Source organism: uncultured Tateyamaria sp. (genome assembly GCF_947504105.1).
Classification (GTDB): Bacteria; Pseudomonadota; Alphaproteobacteria; order Rhodobacterales; family Rhodobacteraceae; genus Tateyamaria.
On sequence record NZ_CANNGP010000024.1, the window covers coordinates 1 to 15,837 of the forward strand.

13 protein-coding genes are annotated in these 15,837 nt (G+C 56.1%); 5 read left to right on the forward strand and 8 right to left on the reverse strand.

Features of this window, described 5'->3' with window-relative positions:
• Positions 1-342: 342 nt before the first annotated feature.
• The 3 genes from repB to Q1A75_RS14565 all read right to left on the reverse strand — a co-directional run bounded on the left by repB (position 343) and on the right by Q1A75_RS14565 (position 4,146).
• A complete protein-coding gene (repB, locus tag Q1A75_RS14555) occupies positions 343-1,311 on the reverse strand; it encodes a plasmid partitioning protein RepB (RefSeq protein WP_299553821.1) in 969 nt (322 codons plus the stop codon).
• Entirely contained in the window at positions 1,311-2,495 is a 1,185-nt protein-coding gene (gene repA / locus Q1A75_RS14560) for a plasmid partitioning protein RepA (protein ID WP_299553824.1), read from the reverse strand. Before repA ends, repB begins: the two co-directional genes overlap by 1 nt.
• A gap of 931 nt (positions 2,496-3,426) precedes the next feature.
• A complete protein-coding gene (locus Q1A75_RS14565) occupies positions 3,427-4,146 on the reverse strand; it encodes a helix-turn-helix domain-containing protein (protein ID WP_299592420.1) in 720 nt (239 codons plus the stop codon).
• A gap of 178 nt (positions 4,147-4,324) precedes the next feature.
• Here Q1A75_RS14565 and Q1A75_RS14570 point away from each other — a divergent pair, with 178 nt between their 5' ends.
• The 3 genes from Q1A75_RS14570 to Q1A75_RS14580 all read left to right on the forward strand — a co-directional run bounded on the left by Q1A75_RS14570 (position 4,325) and on the right by Q1A75_RS14580 (position 6,678).
• Positions 4,325-4,588, forward strand: a complete 264-nt coding sequence (locus tag Q1A75_RS14570; RefSeq protein WP_299553827.1) for a hypothetical protein — start codon at positions 4,325-4,327, stop codon at positions 4,586-4,588.
• 103 nt (positions 4,589-4,691) lie between these two features.
• Complete coding sequence (locus Q1A75_RS14575) at positions 4,692-5,240, forward strand: pyridoxamine 5'-phosphate oxidase family protein (protein ID WP_299553830.1); 549 nt, start codon at positions 4,692-4,694, stop codon at positions 5,238-5,240.
• 253 nt (positions 5,241-5,493) lie between these two features.
• Positions 5,494-6,678, forward strand: coding sequence for an ATP-binding protein (locus tag Q1A75_RS14580; protein ID WP_299553834.1), 1,185 nt, complete (start codon positions 5,494-5,496; stop codon positions 6,676-6,678).
• On the opposite strand, the gene Q1A75_RS14585 is transcribed toward Q1A75_RS14580, so the two are convergent.
• From Q1A75_RS14585 to Q1A75_RS14595, 3 genes are all read right to left on the reverse strand, one after another.
• Positions 6,660-7,442: a YdcF family protein gene (locus Q1A75_RS14585; RefSeq protein WP_299553836.1), complete on the reverse strand. Its 783-nt coding sequence runs from the start codon at positions 7,440-7,442 to the stop codon at positions 6,660-6,662. The two genes, Q1A75_RS14580 and Q1A75_RS14585, sit on opposite strands and share 19 nt — an antisense overlap.
• Before the next feature lie 160 nt (positions 7,443-7,602).
• Positions 7,603-9,207 (reverse strand): VPLPA-CTERM-specific exosortase XrtD, encoded by a 1,605-nt coding sequence (gene xrtD, locus Q1A75_RS14590; RefSeq protein ID WP_299553839.1) that lies wholly within the window; start codon positions 9,205-9,207, stop codon positions 7,603-7,605.
• Positions 9,208-9,361: 154 nt separating this feature from the next.
• On the reverse strand, positions 9,362-10,198 hold the full coding sequence (locus Q1A75_RS14595) for a 2OG-Fe(II) oxygenase (protein ID WP_299553842.1): 837 nt from the start codon (positions 10,196-10,198) through the stop codon (positions 9,362-9,364).
• Between the two features lie 212 nt (positions 10,199-10,410).
• On the opposite strand from Q1A75_RS14595, the gene Q1A75_RS14600 reads away from it, so the two are divergent.
• Positions 10,411-11,334: a glycosyltransferase family A protein gene (locus tag Q1A75_RS14600; RefSeq protein WP_299553846.1), complete on the forward strand. Its 924-nt coding sequence runs from the start codon at positions 10,411-10,413 to the stop codon at positions 11,332-11,334.
• Between the two features lie 297 nt (positions 11,335-11,631).
• On the opposite strand, the gene Q1A75_RS14605 is transcribed toward Q1A75_RS14600, so the two are convergent.
• Positions 11,632-12,603 (reverse strand): glycosyltransferase family 2 protein, encoded by a 972-nt coding sequence (locus Q1A75_RS14605; RefSeq protein ID WP_299553849.1) that lies wholly within the window; start codon positions 12,601-12,603, stop codon positions 11,632-11,634.
• Positions 12,600-14,072, reverse strand: a complete 1,473-nt coding sequence (locus Q1A75_RS14610) for a hypothetical protein (protein WP_299553851.1) — start codon at positions 14,070-14,072, stop codon at positions 12,600-12,602. Before Q1A75_RS14610 ends, Q1A75_RS14605 begins: the two co-directional genes overlap by 4 nt.
• Positions 14,073-14,442: 370 nt before the next feature.
• Between Q1A75_RS14610 and Q1A75_RS14615 the strand changes: the two genes are divergently transcribed.
• The gene (locus Q1A75_RS14615; protein WP_299553854.1) at positions 14,443-15,744 is read left to right on the forward strand and encodes a hypothetical protein; all 1,302 of its coding nucleotides are present in this window, start codon (positions 14,443-14,445) and stop codon (positions 15,742-15,744) included.
• The last annotated feature ends 93 nt before the right edge of the window (positions 15,745-15,837 follow it).

The following is a 15,837-nucleotide window of genomic DNA, read 5'->3' on the forward strand; positions in this document are numbered from 1 at the left end:
TGGGTACAAAAACCCGTTCGCCGGCTTGCGCGTGCTGTTCAGCGACGCCAAGACCCGGCGTTGGCTTGCGCCAACCGGATGGTTGGTTGATGTTAGACATACCTTCACAGTTCTGAGGCATGCCTGTCTCAGGTGCTCCCCACGGAGCCTCGTCGAAGTTTTCCATTGTTTTGTCAGCCGACAAAGAGATCCCTGTCGCTCAAGAGCGTTTTTTCTTGTTCGGTGATTCGGGGACTGCTAGACTCTAGGTGTCAAATCTAAGAGTTGCGTTCTGCGCAGCAGCCCTCAAAGCCTCGGTTTTGGGGGTTTTTCTTTGTTCGCCTTTCTCCTTTCTGCTCATCCTCAGTTTTCATCCGACCGGTTTACAGCTGTAAACTCCGCGTAGGAATTCTTGATTATTTCGGCCAAATTCTCATCCAACCATTCTGCGAACCCGGCATTTGCGCCCGACTTTTTCACCGACATGGACACGGAACTGCGGCCGGTCTTGATCGTTACGCCGTCCACGGGCGAAACCTCGCTGGAACCCCTCCATTGACGGGTCCCACGCTTGGTGGCTTCCTTGATCAACATGTCCAAGCGATCGTCGGAGCTCACCCCGGATCCGAGTTTCTCGAGGAACGTCACTGCCGCTTGCTGAGTCAGCTTTCCTGCAAGGAGAATCTCTGCAAGCGCCGTCCATTTTGGCCGTCCAGACTTGGGTGCAGACCCCACGAGATCCCCAACTTTTGCCGGGACATTTTGGGTAACCTTTGCCAGGTGTGACAGGCCCGACTTGGACAGGTTTAAGACCTGCTTTGCCGTTGCGCTATCATGCCCAGCTTCAAGAATGGCCTCGGCGAACCGAGCCTTTTCGTAAAACGAGAGATTGCGGCGCACGGCATTCTCCAGCCCCTTGGCTAAGAGCGCGGTCGCATCATCGAGGTCCTGGACATTCGCTCGTACCTTGATGCCAAGCTCGCAGCAGGCTTTCAGACGACGGCGGCCGTAAATCGCCTCGAAACGGCCTTCCGTTTTCGAACGCCGCACTAAGATCGGAACCTGTTGGCCGCCTTCCCGGATGCTGTTTTTCAATGCCTCGAAGCTCTCATCATCATCCCCGGGGTTTACAGCTGTAAACTCGTCCAGCCGATCGGATGGCCCCCAGTCATCAACAAGGTCAGGGTCAATTTCGCGTATGGCCGCGAGCGACCCTTGCAGCGCTCCCAACGCGGGCGCGCTTGTTTTCGCGACCTTGTCGGTCGGCTTCGCACCGGAACGGGCAATCGTGCTCGCGATTCCAGACATCTCTTGCAGTGATTTCCTGGCCATTAAGTGCGTCCCCATGCTTGGTGGATCATACGCTCAACCTCGTTGCCAACGGCATCCATTGATCCCTTTGCACGATCATAGGTCGCGCGGGTCATCTCGGACCGAACGACCTCGTAAATCGACTGCTTGAGCATAGTGGCATCGCTGATCGCCGTGCTCTTAAGCGCGGTGGCCGAAATGACCCTTTCTTGAAATAGCGCGCGCATAAAGGAGGTGAGCTGCTGCGAGGGTACGTCCGTGGGTTCGTCCCGCGTAACGAGGAACTTGAAGTGATCATACTGCAAGGACGCACCCGCGTCTTCGATAACGCCCATGTAGGCACCCGCAAGTTCCAGGAACTGCGCGGTGGACGACACGTCCAACATCGATGGCGTGAGCGGCACGACCAGCGAACTCGCCGCCGCCATGCCCGCGATCGTGAGGAACCCGAGCTGGGGAGGGCTGTCCATCAGGACCAGGTCGAAATTTCCTTCAACCTGTGCAAGCGCATTGCAAATACGCGTGAAGAACGGCTGGTCGGGGTTCGAGTGAACGGCTGATTCTGTTTCGAACTCGGAGAGGATCAGCCGCGATGGTGCAATGGACAGACCCGGGAAATAGGTTTCCTCCACGATTTCCGCCATATCCACGGGATCGTCGTAACGGATCGCATCGTAGATCGTGAGCCCATCGAACTCGATCTCCGGGCTGATCCCGCACATCGAAGTAAGTGAACCCTGCGGGTCGAGGTCCACAACAAGTACCCGGTAGCCGCGAAGCGCGAAGTAATGGGCAAGGTGTATGGTCGTGGTGCTCTTGCTCGATCCACCCTTGAAGTTCATGAGCTGCCAGACTTGCAGCTTTTCTCCCGGAGATCGCCGGGGCACGTAGCGGCCCTTCGTACGCGACGATCGCTCGAGAATGTCACGCGCATTCCAGATTTCCTGGGCGGAGTAGTAGCGACGGCCGGCACGGATTTCGATTGGCTCGGGCACCGTGCCCTCGGCGTGTACCTTGCGCATGAATTGGCCGGAGACACCAAGCAACTCGGCCACCTCGGGAGCTGCAAAGCTACGCAGGGACTTGGTATTGTCAGGCGCGAACGCCGCGAGCAAGTGCTCCCTTATCGCGGCGTTCAACCGTTCCGAAATCTCGGTTGCGAGGGTTGATGGCCTTTCGGTATCAAGTGGTGTCACGGGAATCATGTGGTTGCCCCAAATTCTAAAATGTAGCCTTTTTCGCGCCACTTAGGAACAAGTGGTGTGATTCACCCGATTAAGTCAAGATTTTTTGCTTATTTAGTGTCTAGTTAGGCAGGAACAGACTACATTCACGCCCCAACTAACCATGTGGGTTTACAGCTGTAAACCCACCGCCGGGACCAAGCGCCCCGCAGGAGGTCATGGTCAGGTTTCCTTCGGCGCCCACGGAATCATGGCTTGCTGCGAGTCATTGTCCTGATAAGCGAGATTGGGGTTGAAGCGGTAGTCACAGATCGTCATCGTTAACTAGTCGGTGCCGGTGTCACGGTTCTGCTTCTTCCAGATACCGGCGCATTGAACCAGGCGGCCGCGTGGCGAGCGGCCGAGAACGTGGTGCGTGAGGGCTATCGGATTATCGCTTGCAATCGGCTCGACGGTTATGTCGATTTCCGAGGTCAGGATGGAGATCGAACCGACACCATTGGCGGACTCGATACCGGCACCTGCGAATTTAGTACAGTTGGCGGTAATTGCTGCGCTCCTTCATCTGGTGTTGCAATGATGGTCAAAGTGCACGGGCCTAAGACCTAGGTACACCGAAGGCGCATCGAAGCTCAGAAGGGCAGGGGGCCTGAACTATGTTCTGCACGGAATGACGCGACAGGGCAGGGAACAATTCCGGCAACTGACCTTCGTGTTCGGGACAGCCCCTGCGACCAGCATGTCATGCAACGCTATGTGAAGAATAGTGGCCCCATCTAGCGGCAAAGGCGAGGACGGCATATGAAAGCCGGCGAATAACTCTTGCCTGTACGCCCATCTCCGAAAACCGACATTGATAGGGCATAGCTAGATGGCAACAATGCGGACTTTTTTGCCCTATCCCATCAGACGTTGAATGTCTGCTTGCAAACATGGGCGGCCGTTGCACCTGCTAGCTTGTGAGCACAAGATCGTTGATCTGAGCGATATCATCGGCATGAGAGTGCATGCTGAACTTCAGCCACCTCTGGAACGTCTTGATGAACCTTTGATCGCCACTCATGAAGAACTTCTCATCGACCACGGCGCTTTCGAAAGACCTGCGAGCCAAGTAGAAGCTCGTCATGACAGCGACTTCGGTTTCGATGTAGAGGTCGACGTCAAAACCGGGATCACTCGCGCATAGCTCGACGGTCTCGCCGGGCTTGGTGATCAGCCAATATGTCGATGCCGGGGATGTCACATCAGAGAAATTTAACCGCATTACGTTTTGCTTGGCCGGTAGTTCGTCAAGATCGATCTGGCGACGCACGTTCCACATCAGCAAATCTGCATCCCGGTCCGCCAGCGCGATCTCGGCCTTGATGTGATGCTGCGCCCATTTCGCCAGGCCTGCCAAAATTGAATCCAGTTCCGCCGCTTTCTCCGTTCGGAGATAGTCGATGTTGCCGGTCGCCTGATCTTCTACGCGCTGCAGAATTCCGTTCTCTTGCAGCTCTTTCAACCACTTTGTTAGCAGCGTGGGCGAAATCCCCGGAAGCCCGCGCCTTATCTCATTGAAGCGCGTTGAACCGCCCCAAAGCTCGCCCAAGATTTGGATTATCCAGCGCGGCATGAGAATGTCGCATGCCTTCGAGGTGGGGCAAAAGAGGCCATAGGGTTTGGTTGTCATATTCCAAAGCTCCAGCGCAGCGAGCGCGTGATCCCTGTAGCTTACCCGCGCAACGCAATTTCAGGCTGGTACACTTTCTGTATCGGGGTCGGTCCAGTTTCTACACTGCCCGGTGACGGCGGGGGCATGCGAGGTTGATTGCATCAGAACAACGAACACCAACCCAAGGAGAAATCAGATGACCTTCATTTCGCACACCGCACCGCTGAACCAGACCCGGATGACCGAGACGTTTGCAGGGTTGGTTGAGGCCGCCGCAGCAATGGTTCGCAAGTTCATTGATCGCCAGATAATGAAAGCAAGCCTCAAAAAGCTGTCCGACAAGCATCTGCGTGACATCGAGCTGACCCGGAACGATGCATCCTCCATCGCCCACATGCCGCTGCCTTCCAACGGCGCGCTCGCATTGTCGGACATCGGCAAAACCCGGGCTGGCAATTGATAAAACTGTTCCAGCATTCAATGGCGGCCGTGTTGGTCGCGATCTGGCCATCGAGACCCAACACGGTCCTTTTGACTATCAGCTAACTATCGAAGGCATAACCATGGCGACAGGAAAGAAACTCAACGGAACACTTCGGAAATTTATTGAAAAGCAGCCCGTCTTTTTCGTGGCGACAGCGGATACGACCGGGCGTGTGAATGTCTCCCCCAAGGGAATGGACACGCTCAGGATCGAGGACGACAACCGGATTGTCTGGCTCAACCTGTCTGGCAGTGGCAACGAGACCGCTGCCCATGTGCAAGCGACTGGAGGCATGACCCTCATGTTTTGCGCATTCGAGGGCAATCCCATGATCCTGCGCGTCTACGGCCAGGCGAAAACCTATCATCCGCGCGATGCGGAATGGGGTTCACTGGTTTCCAAATTCGCCAAGATGGGCGGAAGCCGCCAAATCTTCGACCTGGATATCGACCTTGTTCAGACGTCCTGCGGCACGGGCGTGCCAGAGATGGACCTGCGCCGATCACGCGGCGAAGAAGATCTTGAACCTTACTATGACAGGTTGAGGCCTGATGGCGTAACAGAATACTGGCAACGCAAGAATGTCGAAACGATTGACGGCCGACCCACCGACATTTTCGAAGACTGACAGTGCCAGCTTTGTAACGGCAACCGGGAGGAACCGAACAACGAGCATTCTGAACACAGGCTTTGACACAAAGCCTATCGAGATGGTGCCGATGTGGCAGGTCGCGTTCCTTGCCCCGGATGAGGACGTAGACCGTGTCTTCGATGCGTCGCCGAAGTTGCACCACTGGTCTATGGAGCGACTGACCGCTGAGCAGCCTAAGTCTTTAGGCAGCCCATAAATAACCCTGTAAATCTTCCATTAGATGGCATAAATGCGAGGTATGATCACGCGAAATCACCTAAATCGGATCAACGAAGCCTTAGCCACCCAAGCGGGGGTCGTGCTTCTGGGACCTCGTCAGGTCGGTAAGACCACACTTGCGCAAGACATCGCAGATGCCCGCGATGCCATTTATCTCGATATGGAGCGTCAGTCGGACCGACAAGTTCTCGAAGAGCCGGATCTTTATCTCGATGAACAAGTCGGCAAGCTCGTGGTCATCGATGAGGTTCAACTGATACCCGGGCTTTTTGGAGCTTTACGCGGTCAGATCGACAGGCGGCGTAGAACGGGATATCGCACAGGGCAATTCTTGCTCTTGGGCTCAGCCTCGAACACGCTCTTGCAGCAAAGCGCGGAATCCCTGGCTGGGCGGGTCAGCTATCATGAACTCACTCCGTTCACATTGGACGAGGTAGGCGAGGAAACCTTACCCGGGCTCTGGCTACGTGGCGGATTTCCAGACAGTTTTTTGGCGACATCAGATAGAACCAGCATGACTTGGCGCGAGGACTTCATCCGTACCTATCTGGAGCGTGACATCCCAAGCTTTGGTTTACGTATTCCAGCAGAAACGCTGCGGCGGTTCTGGACGATGTTGGCACATGAGCAGAGTGGTTTGCTGAACGCTGCGAAGCTGGCTGCAGGACTGGGTGTTTCCGGGCAAAGCGTCGCCCGCTATCTTGATCTGATGGTGGATCTGATGCTGGTCCGACGTTTGCCGTCTTGGCATGCGAATGCCGGCAAACGATTGGTCAAATCACCCAAGGTCTATATCCGTGATGCGGGTCTAACACACGCTCTTTTGGGCATTGAGACCATGGAAGCACTGTTGGGCCACCCTGTAGTCGGCGGTTCATGGGAAGGTTTCTGTATAGAAAACCTGATCGCCGCAGCACCGCGTGGGAGCGAAGCAAGCTTCTACCGTTCCTCCGCCGGAGCAGAGATAGATCTGATCCTGAAGCTCCCCGCAGATGTGATCTGGGCCATTGAGATCAAACGTACGACCAGCCCAAAAGTCACACGCGGTTTCCATATCGCCGCCGAGGAATTGAATGCTGCAGAACGACTTCTGGTCTATGCATCTGACCGCGAAGTGCCGGGGCAGGGGGGTGTCCGTGCGATGCCTTTAGCTGCGGCTATCAAACGCTTGCAGGCTCAAGGAGATGGGAAGTAGGCGCTGATGTGCCCCTGATACCAATAGAGCGTGAGCCCTCTCCATTCCTTGACTGCCGCGTCTGTCATTCTCAGCCCGTCCGTCAGAGGATAAGTGTAGAGCGGGTCGAAAGGTGGAATCCACCGGAAGTCGACCGGGTAGGGCAGGGGTTCCATCCCCATGGTCCGAAAGACACCCATCACCCTGGGCATGCGGTGGGCCGAGCTTATGACCCACCAAGTTTTGTCCTTATCCTCGCCGATCAAGTTGATGGCATTGCGCACACGCTCGACAGTGCTGGTGGAGGAGGGATCGATGGCAATCCGATCCTTGGCAACGCCAAATTCCTGAAGGATGCGTTGAATGCCATGGGCAGGACCCAAAGGCGCAGGCAGTGTGCTGCCCGAACTGACGACAATGCGGGCCTGTGGATAGCGCTGTGCAATTAGTGCCGCGATCGGTACCGCGTCCCCGTTTTCCGTCAACTCCAATATGGCACCGGTGTGTTGGGCGTGTACTTCATTGACGCCACTGCCCACGATTACAATGCCATGGGGCGCTGGGGCCGTGTCGATTGATACTGGCGGAAAGCGGGTCACAAGAGGCGCCATCAGCAACTCGCCGGCGGATGTGTAACCAAAGGTCAAAAGCCCCATCGTGCCGAGCGTGCTACATGACAAGCCCAGCCTTCGCGAGCGCATGAGCATTAGACCCAAACCCAGAACAATCAGGAGGACCAGGAAGTTCGATGGTGTCGTCAAAAAGACAAGACTGGATCTTAACATGGCGTACGCTCCAAATTACTTCGCAGCCGCTAAGCCCTGCAAGAGCGCTGTGGCTGCGGCAATCGATGCCAAGTGCCCCGTCAGAACATTCGCGATACAAAACCTGGCAAATTGCACGGCTTAGAGCCTTTTGAATACTTCCGACCCGCGTGTGCATGCTTCAGTCGATTGGGATGAACCGAGGCAAGGTAGGCATCAGATCGGCGACCATCCCGTTCAATCGTTTAGCGGCATTGGCGTCGCTTTCACCCGCGTCGATCAGAGTTGTTAACCTGACGAGGGCCCCGTCCGTACGACCCGTACGAATACCATCCATCATCAGCCAGTATTTGGCTTCGAAATCCCAAGCGATGCGTCGACCTTTCTGCTCGAACCAATAATAAACCATCATCCGGATTTCACCCTTCTGAATGATCGCCTTATTCAGCTCGAAGGGTGTGGTGCTGTTTAGTTCGGCCGTCATGTCCGTGCGTTCAAGCCAGGCAATTTCCCATCCGCCACCGGGCAGGCAAATCTCTGGGCTGTGTACGCCCCCTTTGGACTGATCATTGTACCAGGCCAAGAAAAGACCGATGTCGGGATCAGAGGTGTCTTTGTGAGCCAGATCGATCTGCAGATAATCATCCGCGCGTAGAACGGTTTCGACATCCGCCGAAAGGTACTGTTGCGGACCTACCTGTTGCCAATCTCCCAAGCTGCGCGGGAACAACGCAAAGCTGTCACGAGGCACCGTGTAGTCGCCGCGTTGGGGGACAGCTTGAAACAGCGCGATTGCTGCCAATATAGCCAGAGTAGCTCCGATCAACGTTGCTGACGGCTGCACCAATCGCAACCGCAACGCCTGTGTCACCAACCCGTCCGTATCCAGATCTAATGCCTGAGGCAGGCTCATTTTTCGCTGATGAAACAGCAGCATGATCTTGGCCAACAAGAACAGTAGGGCAATGCAGATCACAAAAATGACCCAGCCTTCGAAAAAATGGGTGAACCCGTCCAGCCAATCGGGGCCAAAGTAGTCCACGATTACGCCGGCTAGAGCAATCCGCACCGAATTCATGAGCACTGTGATGGGGGCGGCGGAAATCAGAAGAACCGCCTTGTGCCACATGGGGCCGCGGTACAGCACCGCGAAGATGTAGGAAAAGCTGAGGATCGGGAACAGATATCGCAGGCCCGAACAGGCTTCGGCCACGTGCAGTTTCATGACGCCAAGATCGATGATGTTACCGTCAAGGAAGACCGGTATCGACATCAGTTTTAGTAACCACACCCCCAGTTCAGACGAGATGAATTGCAACCAGGTGGTCATCTTGTAGTAAAGTACGCCCGGCAGTGGGAGCATGTAAACCAAGTGCAATACGGGGGGCCAGAAATGCTTGCCCGTTCTCCAGCCAAAGCTGATAAGAAGGATGCCACCGACCCACAGGATCAGCGCATAGGCCACAATGTCATCTATGCTGGCTAGCTTGCCCAAGGTGCCAAGAGCTATTGCCGCAAGGATGACCACTATCCCCGGCCAGCGGGCACGCACCGGCCCAGGATTTTCTGGCACCGATTTCAGCTGGCGCAAGAACAGCAGAGCAGACAGGATTGGGATCAGTGGCCCGTGACTATATTCAGGAAGTTGCCAGGCCGCAAGAAGCGCGCGGGTGCCGTCCCAAAAGAACACCAAAGCCCCAAGAGCCATGATCAGCAGCCAGAATGTGCCCCAGTGCAGGAACGCCGTGCTGCGGTGCCAAAACGAAACGGTTTCCGAAGAATACATGCGCGTTCAAATCCAATAAAACCTTGTACGAATACTAGTCACTTTTGTGGCCTGACTATGGCCAGACTGCAAATACTGGGTCCAGTTTCGGGGCCCATCTGACGGAGTTTTTACTTGCGGCCCACAGTCTTCTACTTATGGGCGAGAGGTGTTTTCAGAACCCGATACGGCTGAGAGGCCCAGCCAGCTTGCGATACATGATGGGCGGCAGAATGTCCTGTATCAGCGCGCGACGCGCGACCAGCCGGTCGGCCTTGTCCTTGGAGCCAGGGCGCGGCTTGAAGAGTGTGGTGTGTTCCTTGCGCGTCGCATCCCACGTGGCGGTGTAGTAATAGAGCGCTATCGATTGGCGTGCTTCGCCCTCGGGATGGTTCACCGGTTCAGGGTTCCCGTGAAACGTATCTGAGCCAGTAGAGAAACAGACCATCCGGTTGAATTTCGGCACGAAGCTGTTCATCTTCTGGGTCATTCCCTTGTCCCAGACCTCGAACGAGCCGCCGTATTCCTCTTTCCAATCCCGGTTGAGGTAGATCAGCACGTTTAGCCGACGCTCGACTTGCATGGGCCCATGCAGGTTGAAATCGGCGTGGATATCCAGATGCCCGCCATTGAGCGTCTTGTGGATGCCGGCGCCCATAAAATAGGGATCAGGGATAAGCCCCTTGATACCGGTCATTTGCTCCAGAAACAGTATGAACGGGCGCGAATTGAACGCATAGAACAGGTTCTTGGTGTATGCGGGCAGGCGTTCGGGAATGAAGGAGAACTTCAGGTTCTCCTGGGCGCGGCTGTAGCCTTCTTCTGGTTCTGGGAGAGTTTTAAGCTCCTCCAGAACCTTTTCGAGCAGGGCTTCGGGCAGGAAGTTATCGATGCATGCGTGGTGATAGGGTTCTGCGACCTGATAGATTTCCGCCTTGGCAGCGCCTGCGGCCTTGGCCGTTTCATTATCGATCAAAAGCGTGTCGGGGTCGATGTTGTAATAAGCGGTCATCGGTCCTGCGTTCCCTGGAAATGCTATACTGTTTCAAAAAAATCGAAGTTTAACCGACACAACAATAGCTCAGTATGGAAACGTTGTTGAGACATTTTACATGTCACCGACGCAAAAAAGAGACCACGTTGCCAGTCGGCAACCCTTGCAGGGACGGCTTCTAACGGGCAAGAACGTTGCCATTGATTAATTCGCATTAGGACCGATGAACCATGGCTGATCCTCTCGGGTATGTCCTGATTTCCCCATGTCGAAACGAGGCCGAATATATGCGCCGCACGTTGGACAGCGTGGTGGCTCAGACTATCACACCGGCTTTATGGGTAATCGTAGATGACGGATCTTCTGACGAGACACCTCTGATCCTTGCAGACTACGCTGCGCGTCACGACTGGATCCGTGTTGTGCCCAAGCCCGACCGTGGCAAACGTGCTGTTGGTCCAGGGGTGATCGAGGCTTTCTATGTCGGTTACGACACGATCAATCCGTCTGACTACAGTTACCTTTGCAAGCTGGATTTGGACCTGGATTTGCCGAACGGCTATTTCGAAGGTCTTATGGAACGGATGGAGGCAGATCCACGCATCGCTTCGTGTTCGGGCAAGGCTTACTTCGAGGATGAAAAGGGCAACATGGTATCCGAGAGTATTTCGGATGACATGTCCCTTGGCATGACCAAGTTCTATCGCGTTACGGCGTTTGAGGCCCTTGGCGGGTTCGTGCGCGAGGTCATGTGGGACGGGATCGACTGCCACAAGGCACGTATGTTGGGTTGGAAGGCGGTCAGCTGGGACGTGCCGGAATTGCGCTTTAACCATCTGCGTCCGATGGGGTCGAGCCAAGCAGGCATTTTTACCGGTCGCCGCAGGCATGGGTTTGGTCAGTATTACATGGGCACGGGCCCTCTGTTTCTGGTTGCCTCTGCTATCAACAAAATGCGTCAAAAGCCCTATGTTTTGGGCGGTCTTGCGATCATGCAGGGCTACTTAGGTGCGATGCTGCGCAGTGCGGACCGCCACGCGGACCAAGAATTACGCGCCTTCATCCGTCGCTATCAGACGCGTGCTTTGATGGTTGGCAAGGCGCGTGCAGTTGCCGAGATCGAAAAGGAGCGGTCGTCGCTTTGGCCGGGATAAGGTCGCGTACCGGCTTGCTCTTAATGCGCCCGTGCTCAGTCTAGGCCTTTGAAGCGCCTGGGGCGTTGTTCGGTCTGGTTGGTGCACTCTTTGGTCTGGGTTTTATCAAAGGGTACGTCTTGCGTAAAAGCTTGTGGCCCCCAGCGCGATGGACAGCCATGTTGATTGTCATCAATGTGATGCTTTGGTGGGCTGTGAGGGCAAATGGCCTAAGAGGCGCATCTGTGTGGTTTTATCGTCGGTGGGGTTCTGGCTAGTGTGCCAAGCTCGCGCCTAGGGGTGGGCGCGAACTGATCCTCATTTGTATTCAATGAGCCCTCGAGGACGTCCGACCAACCGTCTGACATGAAATTCTACTACTCCAAGGGCTTCTGGAAATTTTCCGATGCTCAACAAGAGGGCTCTTTCCCATGCCTCGGCTGTTCCGCCCTCGCGCAGGCCAAAGCGTATGGCGCGTGTGGGATAGACGGCAAGCAACACAAGCGCGATAGGACCTGTGGCAAGGGCGAGAGCGAAGATCATGAACGGAACGGCGATTCCCCAAATCAGAGCCTTTCGCATTTCTGGAACACTGTGCCGTTCCGGGCGAGCGCCATGCAAATAAGCACCTTCGGCCCAGGCATGGCCTGCTCGCCGCGCGCGCGACCAGAACTGGCCAAACCGGGTCATTGCCGCATCATGGAGTGTCATCTCGTGATCGATGCGCTGTATGGCCCAGCCTGCGGCCCGCAGGCGGACACACATTTCCGGCTCTTCCCCCGCTATAAGGCCGGGATTGTAACCGCCTATTGCGTCTAGCGCGTCCATCCGCATCAGAGCATCGCCTCCGCAAGACCGGGCCTCTCCCACGGGCACATCCCACTCCCAGTCGCAAAACCGATTGTATATCGTGGCTTCTGGAAAGCGTTCCCGTCGGCGGCCAAAAACGACGCCAAGGCCCGCATCCGCTTCGAGTACGGCGGCTGCGGCAGCCAGCCAACCTGCCTGCAGCTCGCAATCGCCGTCCATGAATTGCACGAAAGCCGGTCGTGAGCCTGTTGAGCGCAGATGGTCCAACCCTGCATTTCGCGCACGCGCGGCAGTAAATTGGCGCGTCATGTCCAGTGCGACGACTTCGGCTCCAGCGGCGAGTGCCGCGTCTTGTGATCCGTCTGTCGAGCCGCTGTCGACATAGATCACCCGCGCTACGCCCTGCAGAGAGGCCAATCCCCGCGGGAGACGATCTCCCTCGTTGCGGCCGATGATGATTGCGGCGATGGGATCAGTCATGTGCGTCGTTCGATCCGCTTGCGTTGCCGGGTGTAGATGCTGACAGGGTCACCCGTATCATTGGGTTCTGCTTGCGTGGCCGGGTGCCGGGCGCCGAAGCGCAATGGTGGTGCGTCGACAGTTTGCTCCTCGCTTTCACTGATGCGCCCCAATTCCAGCCGTCCCCAAAGGGCCCCAGCGAGCAGCCATTTGTCCGGGGTCATACCTGAGTTGGGAATGAGATCGATCAAGCCGGCGGTCAGTGCTAACGCAATGATTGCGCTTTCCATTCCAATCCCGTCACGGCGAGCCCGCCACCAGATAAGAATGATGGGAAGGCCCAGCAGCCCAAATTTAGAAAAGTAACCGACCCAACCGCTTTCGGCCATGTCGATGATCCACCCGCCATCAGCCACTGTATCTTGATCAGTGAGAAACCAGCGGCCATAACCGCCCCAACCAAATAGCGGGCGTTCTTCGACACGCTGCAGCAATAGTTCCTCGAAGTGGAACCGGAAACCGAGTGATGCAGCACGGTCCGGATCAATGGACATGGCTTTCGCCAACAACCAGTCCACCGGGACAAGGTGGGCACCCCGGGCAACGGGATAGGACAGCGCGATCAACCCTATCAGCGCCGCAGCGAAGATTTGCAGCCGCTTTGGTAAGAACAGTACGAGCGGTATGAGTAGAACGGCGATGACCAGCGCCCCGAGGGATTTGCTGAAAACCAAAATTACAAAGAGCATGCATCCAGTCACCAGAAATTTGGTGCGTGTCGGTCCCGTATTGAGACGGGCGAGTCCGAACGTTGCGATTACGGCGGCTACAAGAAAGATGCTCAGGTAAAGCCCATGGTGCATAAAAACCACCGGGCGATATCCGTCGCCGCGCAAGTGTTGCAGCCAGGAATGCGGAAAGAAACCGTAGATCATGTTGTTGAGCTGTGGCGACATACGGAGTTCGAACAGGATCAGTGGCGTGTAGATCAGGCTCGCAATGCAAAAGCTCATAAGCAGAAGGCGATGCATTTTCGGATGAGCCAAGAATTTTCGCGCCAACAGCAAAGGCAGGATCGTGTAGATGGCTGCCAGAATGATGGCCCCCGCATCGTAGATGCGCAGGCCTGGTCGGAACTGACCGTTGGAAAAGAAAGCGTCTGGATTCGTCAGGACCGTGAGAATGGGGCCGATAATAAGTACGCTGATCAATCCGATGACCAGCATCTGTTTTGGCAGCCACCCCGTCAGAACAGTTATGTCTTTGGTCTGGCGCGCTTGGGCCATTGAGCAAAACAATAAAGCGCATAGAACCGGTATTGTCAGCTTGTCCAACGCACCGGCTGCTGGCAGATCGATACCGCCCTGCTCCGGTAAAAACAGATAGCCACCCAGCACACAGAAAATCAGAATGAACGCTGGTTCACGCCCCCGCGCAGCGACCCAAACGACAAGGGGCCAGCTGAGTAGAGCTGCGACCGGTGGTATCACGATTTTTTATCCATTGGTTTGCAACTTCGCGTTTGCCCCTGCCTGCCGAGGAGCTCAATGACGGCAGTATATGCCACGTTTTTCCTTAAAAATTAAGCACAAACCATGATGATAGCACGGCGCTTCTTATCAGGCCATGGGCCCTGCCCGATGTCTGCGAACGCTTCGTTAACCGCCTCAAAAAGAGTTGGGGCAATGCTTTGGTGCGATGCAGATACCGCTGTGCCTGCGGTCTTTATCAAATTGGCTTTCCAGCCGTTGGCGCAGTATTCCAAACGCATGAAGGGATTTTGCCCATGTCTGATGTTTTTATGTCCCACTGGACCACACCTGAACACTCAGGTGTCCATGTTGTAAGGGTCCTGTTCGGATGAGCGCCGGGACTGGGAGTTCCGGCTTGCGTGCCACGGCTGACAGCCAATTGGTGAGAGATTTGTCGATCAGCTCTGATGTCGACAACATCGTACCGCTGCCAGTCGACCGTGCTGTGATGACAGTGCAGGTGGAGGAGCCGACGCGATACGCTGGCGAGTACAGCGTTGAATACAATCGGCTCGATTACCGCCCCACGTATCTTATGCGCCCGCAAATTGCCTATGATGCGGTGGCTGGCACGCTGTACCTGGTCCAGCCTGGGCTTTGGGCCCATGACGACAGCATTGAGCCTCCGAATCTCACCTATCGGTGGAGACGGGATAAGAAGAACATCAAAGGTGCATGGGGCAGGACCTATGTCCTGCAGCCCGAGGATTACGGTCGTCCCATTCAGCTGCGCGAGCGTGGAATGAATACCCATGGCGGTCGGGCGCAAAACTCCCTCGCAATCATAGTGCCGCCGCCTGGTCAGTTCGAGGTTGTGCTTGAAGCTGATGGCACGTTGCGCATCGACGGCAATGATGGCCGCCGCTTTGCGGTGGACCAGACGAGCGATGCGTATGCAGGCAACTACCGCGTTGACCCAGCGGCACTGGCAGCGGGCCCCGTGGTCCTGGTGCCGCCCGTGCTTGCGGTGTCGACAACCGCCGCGCCGGGCGAGGTGCTGGCCATCTCTCCGGCACTTTTTGCCTATGACCCGGATTTGGGAGAACCAATTATTGACTATTCCGCTGGAGTAGATGCGAGTGATCCCTCCAATCCAGTCTATATCGTGCAGGTCGGCGATCAAGGCGACACTGTCGCGATCACCGCGACGGCAACGCAAGGCGGGCTCGCCACAGATAGCATGTCGAACGCCGTGGACATTGGTGCCGCACCGCCGCCGCCTGACCTGTTCGAGGTTGTGCTTGAAGTTGATGGCACGCTGCGCATTGACGGCAATGATGGGCGTCGCTTTTCGGTGGACCAGTCGAGCGAAGCGTACGCGGGGACCTACCGCGTTGACCCATTGGTATTGGCAGCGGGCCCTGTAGTCCTGGTGCCGCCCGTGCTTGCTGTTTCGACGACCACCGCGCCGGGCGAGGCCCTGGCCATCACGCCTGCTTTGTTTGCCTATGACCCGGATTTGGGAGAGCCGGTGATTGCCTATTCTGCTGCGGTAGATGTGAGCGATCCGGATGCTCCTGTCTACGTGATACAGTCAGGCGATCAGGGCACCACCCTCCGCATTACTGCAACGGCCTCGCAAGGGTTCCTTAACACGGCAAGTAACTCAAACGGAGTGACCGTGCCCTGAATGGGCTGGAACCCGTTGGCTTTCTTGCACAATCCAAACAGATAGGAGTATTCCAATGCCATCCGTGTGCTTTAGTGGTTTTCCGATGGGCAG